The sequence below is a fragment of the Salinibacterium sp. genome, assembly GCF_031364185.1.
Classification (GTDB): Bacteria; Actinomycetota; Actinomycetes; order Actinomycetales; family Microbacteriaceae; genus Rhodoglobus.
Window position 1 is genome coordinate 1 of record NZ_JANLVV010000226.1, and the last position, 2,852, is coordinate 2,852.

At 67.5% G+C, this 2,852-nt stretch carries 3 protein-coding genes, 1 tRNA gene and 1 pseudogene; all 5 read left to right on the plus strand.

Annotated elements, in window-relative coordinates; all coding sequences use genetic code 11:
* Positions 1 to 133, plus strand: a pseudogene (locus tag RMN95_RS10065) (UTP--glucose-1-phosphate uridylyltransferase); the annotation flags it as partial.
* 1 nt (position 134) lies between these two features.
* Complete coding sequence (locus RMN95_RS10070; protein ID WP_309616788.1) at positions 135 to 785, plus strand: GNAT family protein; 651 nt, start codon at positions 135 to 137, stop codon at positions 783 to 785.
* Between the two features lie 214 nt (positions 786 to 999).
* Positions 1,000 to 1,863 (plus strand): hypothetical protein, encoded by an 864-nt coding sequence (locus tag RMN95_RS10075; protein WP_309616790.1) that lies wholly within the window; start codon positions 1,000 to 1,002, stop codon positions 1,861 to 1,863.
* Positions 1,860 to 2,582 carry an LLM class flavin-dependent oxidoreductase gene (locus tag RMN95_RS10080; protein ID WP_309616789.1) on the plus strand — a complete coding sequence of 241 codons (723 nt, stop codon included), beginning with the start codon at positions 1,860 to 1,862 and terminating at the stop codon, positions 2,580 to 2,582. Before RMN95_RS10075 ends, RMN95_RS10080 begins: the two co-directional genes overlap by 4 nt.
* 66 nt (positions 2,583 to 2,648) lie before the next feature.
* Positions 2,649 to 2,724 (plus strand) — tRNA-Ala (locus tag RMN95_RS10085).
* The last annotated feature ends 128 nt before the right edge of the window (positions 2,725 to 2,852 follow it).

Consider the following 2,852-nt stretch of genomic DNA (forward strand, 5'->3'; position numbering starts at 1 on the left):
CCGTGGGCGTCGCTACGACACGGGCGACCGGGTCGACTACATCAAGGCCATCGTGCAACTCGCGGTCGAACGTGACGACCTCGGGCCTGAGCTGCGTCCGTGGCTCAAGCAGTTCTCAGCCGCCCTCGACTGACGTGGCAGCAACGATTCCCACGCTCTCGGAGGGGCGGACGACCATTCGTCCGATCCGACTTCGGGACGCAAAGACCCTCGACCGGGAGCTGGCCCACAACCGCAGCTGGCTGCGCAAATGGGAGGCCACCAACCCACACGGTCCGATGTCGTTCGATGTGCGGTCGAGCATCCGGAGCCTGCAGCAGAATTCGCGCGGCGGGTTCGGGCTGCCGTTCGTGATCGAGTACGACGGTGAGCTCGCGGGGCAGCTGAACGTGTCATCCATCACCTACGGTTCGCTGTCGTCGGCGACCATCGGGTACTGGGTGTCGGAACGATTTGCAGGCAAGGGGATTACCCCGACCGCGGTGGCCCTCGCGACCGACCACTGCTTCTTCGGCGTGGGGCTGCACCGCATGGAGATCTGCATCCGGCCCGAGAACGAGCCGAGCCTGCGCGTCGTCGAGAAGCTGGGCTTCCGGTACGAGGGGCTTCGGCGGCGCTACATCCACATCAATGGTGACTGGCGCGACCATTTCTGCTTCGCGCTGACCATCGATGAGTTGCCGGCCGGTGTACTTCGGCGCTGGCTCGACGGCAATGCTCCTGTCTCTGATGCCGAGGTGCCGGCAGCCGATCGCGCCAGAGCCGCACGACCGCTTCTTCCGTAGGTCCGGGCTCGGCGGCACCCCGACCGACCTGCCGTTGCCCTGTGTTGGTAACTCCTGCAATTCGGTCGCGCTCGTCGTTGCGCCCGGCGGAAATGCCCGGAATTGCAGGGGCACGCCGATCGGCCCGGTGTGATCTGCAGGAGTTACGAACATCGTGCCCGCCGCACCAGCGTGGTGTCGAGGTATCTGCCCACGCGACTCGTACCGTAGGCCTATGGAACCAACAGGCGTCGGCGGCGGGCTCATGCTCGCGATCGCCGCCGCCCTGTGGCTTGCGTACCTGGTGCCGAACTGGTTCAAACGTCGCGAGTACCTGGCGACCGAGCGCAACGCCGTGCGGTTGCAGCAGACCATTCGCGTGTTGGCCGAAAGTGCCGAGATTCCGGATGCCGTCAGGGCCGATCTCGCCGCGAAGCAGTTGGCGCAGGCCCAGCGCGCCGAGCTGAGGCAGGGCCCTGTTGCGGTCGGTCCGGTGCGTCGCCCCGCCCCGCCGCGGGAGGACCCGCGGACGGTCGCCGCGCGTCGCCTTCGTCGTTCGCGCGTGCTGGTGTCTGTCGTATTTTTCGCCTCGCTGGTGTCCGGGTTTGTGCAGCTCACCCTCATGGTCACGGGCGGTGCTGTTGTCGCGTCGTGGGTGGTGCTGGCGGTCGCCGCGGGTATCACGATCGGCTCAGTGTCGCTGCTGGGCCGGCTCGCGGCGGCCTCCCGCGAACGCGCTTCGGCCGGTGCGCCGATGGCGCGTCGCGTGTCGATGAGCCGCGCCCCGGTAGCCACGGGCCGCGTCGCCGAACGGCAGTCACACTGGACCCCGGTGTCGGTGCCGAAGCCGCTCTATCTCTCGCGTTCGCTTGCTCCGACCCGAGTGATCGCAGATCCGACTGCGCAACTGCGCGAGGCCGCGGCGTCGGCAGAAGAACTGCTGCGCTCTGCCCAGCAGCACGTTGCCGTGATCCCGGTGGAGCCGCCAGTGCCGGTAGCGACCCCCAGCCGCTTCGCGCGAATGGGCATTGTGGATGCCACCTCCACCGCTGCCCCGGATCTCGACGCCGTGCTCGCCCGCCGTCGAGCGGCCGGCTGAGCCGCGGACGATTCGGCGCGAGCATTCTGCCTATTCCGCTGAGGAGTGCGGCGGCGGCTGCGGCGATGAAGATTGATGCGCTGCAGAGGATGTTCCCCGGAAGATTCCACGCGGGCGTCGGCAGTGGTGTACGTGAGTGGATGGGGCAGGTCGGTGCCCGTGTCGCGTCGCCACTGGGCCTGACCCGAGAGTATCTGCCTGCACTGGGATCACTGCTGTCGGGCGACGAGGTGACCAGTGACGGCGAGTACATCAGCCTCGATCGGGTGCGGCTCGACTGGCCGCCGACCGAGCCGGTTCCGATCCTGGTCGGCACGGGTGGACCGAAGTCCCTCGCCCTGTCGGGGCAGTTCGCCGATGGCACAATCCTCACCGGTGGTACGACCCCGGAGGGCGTGCGCCTGGCCCGCACCCATATCGACGAGGGTCGCGCTCGTGCGGGGCGAACGGACAAACACCCCATCACAGTCAATGTCATGGCGGCCACAGGGCTAGGAGCGCCGGCCAGGTGGGAGGCCGAATGCCGCAACTGGGGTTTCGACCCGTCAGACGATGTCGGTGTCGCCGGCGACGCGGCAACGATCGCCGCTGCCGTACGGCGCTTAGCCGACGCCGGCGCAGACACGGTAGTGCTCCAGCCGACCGCGGACGAGCCAGACCATGAGGGCTTCATCCGGTTCGCCGCGCGAGAGGTAGGGCCTTTGGTCAACACCGGATAGCAGCTCGCGGAATCCGCACCCGGCCGGAGTGATATCGTTGACGCTGCACTGGGCCGCAAGGCGCAGGGGCCCTTGGCGCAGTTGGTAGCGCGCCTCGTTCGCATCGAGGAGGTCAGGAGTTCAAATCTCCTAGGGTCCACCACAGTTCGCTAACGGCACGGATTTCGACTGCCCTACGCTGGGCGCATGACGTCTCGAGTCATCCCTTCCGCAGCCGCAGGCTTTTTGGCGGCCGAGGCCGTCATCGCGGGACTGATCGTTGCGAACATG

Bases quoted from the DNA above. Each gene is read 5' to 3' on its own strand.
- RMN95_RS10075 (WP_309616790.1), top strand. From the start codon at position 1,000: ATGGAACCAACAGGCGTCGGCGGCGGGCTCATGCTCGCGATCGCCGCC.